The organism is Pseudoalteromonas sp. NBT06-2, from assembly GCF_002276045.1.
Taxonomy (GTDB): Bacteria; Pseudomonadota; Gammaproteobacteria; order Enterobacterales; family Alteromonadaceae; genus Pseudoalteromonas.
The window spans coordinates 1-1,814 of the sequence record NZ_NQMR01000198.1 but is presented as its reverse complement, the minus strand read 5'-3'; the positions used below and the strand labels follow the sequence as shown (position 1 = coordinate 1,814).

Here is a 1,814-nt window from a genome sequence, read left to right as displayed (position 1 = left end):
AGTGGTCAAATAAATACCTAACGCAGCCGTAAGTGGCTAAGTAATGGTTGGCTGAAACTGCGAGGCACGAGCACGGCCAACTGTTACGTGTCCGACTTTACGGCCTTGTTAGCACTATGATGTTACCCAAACGCTAACTATTTTAGGGTAATCACCATTTTGCCCACTACAGCCATTTACCCAAAAATGAACTTGTTTACCAGCCATTTGAGCAGCCATTAACGTTGCATGTATCGTAGTGTAATTTGGATCGCTTGGGATTATTGCGTAATATGAATTGCTTGTACAACTATCAGGGTTATTTTTTGAACCTTTAATGGTTGTATGTAAATCAGGAACACTGACCATAGTCCATCCATTATTAACATACATACTTGTGATAACCCCTTTGTCAGTTCCTCCACTTGAGTATGCGAATAGCGATGTAGTCAAAGTTATAGCGGCAAAAATAGATTTTTTCATTGAAGCTCCTTGTTGTGGATAGTGCTAACGCCGCCTTAAGCGGTGAGTAATAGTTGGCTAAAATGTGAAGCGAAGCGGAACCGAGCCAACTGTTACGAATCCGACTTTAAGGCCTTGTTATAAGCCCTTGGTGTAGTTGTTCATCTTCGACATAATTATTTATTGCACTTTTTCTTGGTTAACCATAGATAGATAATCATTAAAAGACTGACAAGCAAACAAACTGTAGATATTTTAAATGTAAGCTGTATACCTGTATTTGGACAACCCCACATACATGATGACATTAGCCCCGCTACTGAGGCAGCCAGTGTTAAAATGTTTAATACTATCGCTAAAAAATACTTCATAGCTCACCTGAGCTTATAACGCTTTGCTAAGCGGCTAAGGACACGTTTGCTATAATGCGCGAAGAGCAGCAAACTGTACGTGTCCGTTTAAGCAACTTGTTATATACAGAAAAGCACATCCTATAAGATTTCTTTTTTTAACAGGTCAACCGATTAATAGACTCTAATGTAGTTTATTCTTGGTTGAGTCCCGCAACCAGAAGTGATAGCTTCATCGTACCATATTCTAACATCCCTATTAGCCATTAAAGCACTTAATGCAACACTGTTTACATCATCATCCCCATCAACATCAGAAACTCTGAAAGATTTAGTGACGCCTGATTCATTATCTTTGAATCCAACTGTGCGGCAGTTAGGGGCTATGTGACCTTCTGTGAAGGTTATTTTACCTTTCCCTGTAGCAACTACCTCTGCGTTAAGGTTATTAGTAAAAAGAATTCCTCCCATAATTAAGGGGATTAATATTTTATTCAAGTGACACTCCTAGTCATTAATGTATATAACATTAGTATAAACGGCGCGCACACTTATCAGGTTAGACCTCTTAATATGAATTCATAATAAGGCCTTAAAAATAAGTGACTTAGAAAAAAATAATGACAAAAACGGAGGTGACAAAGTGTGCGCGCACGCTTTTCTGGTTAGACCTCCATGTAAAAAGCAGTGTTTAATGCTTTATAATCAATTATATGAGTAAAAATTTTCAACTAAATAAAGTGTGCTTGCACGCTTTGTAATTTATATGCGCCTGTTATTTAGGTGCATATATTCGTATGTGATTGACTATACATAATTTATTTTTTTTCAGCAAGACAAAGTGTGCGATGAAAAATGGCAAAGTGTGCGCGATTTATTAAATATAATTCAACCACTGTATAAAAACACAGTATCGATGTGCTGTCGCTTTATGTTTAAAATCCCCCGAGGTTATCGTTTATGATAATGCAGTGGTATTTTAATCAATTAGAGCGAACGAAAAGTGCATCAAGCTGCACTTCT

Annotated in this window: 2 protein-coding genes; both read right to left on the bottom strand. The window is 37.5% G+C overall.

The features are described 5' to 3' along the window. Positions 1–114: 114 nt before the first annotated feature. A complete protein-coding gene (locus CJF42_RS23505) occupies positions 115–462 on the bottom strand; it encodes a hypothetical protein (RefSeq protein ID WP_095368982.1) in 348 nt (115 codons plus the stop codon). A 503-nt stretch (positions 463–965) separates the two neighbouring features. Next, complete coding sequence (locus CJF42_RS23500) at positions 966–1,289, bottom strand: hypothetical protein (protein ID WP_212668852.1); 324 nt, start codon at positions 1,287–1,289, stop codon at positions 966–968. Positions 1,290–1,814 lie beyond the last annotated feature (525 nt).

Coding starts and splice junctions, on each gene's coding strand:
- CJF42_RS23505 (WP_095368982.1), bottom strand. CDS start 462: ATGAAAAAATCTATTTTTGCCGCTATAACTTTGACTACATCGCTATTC.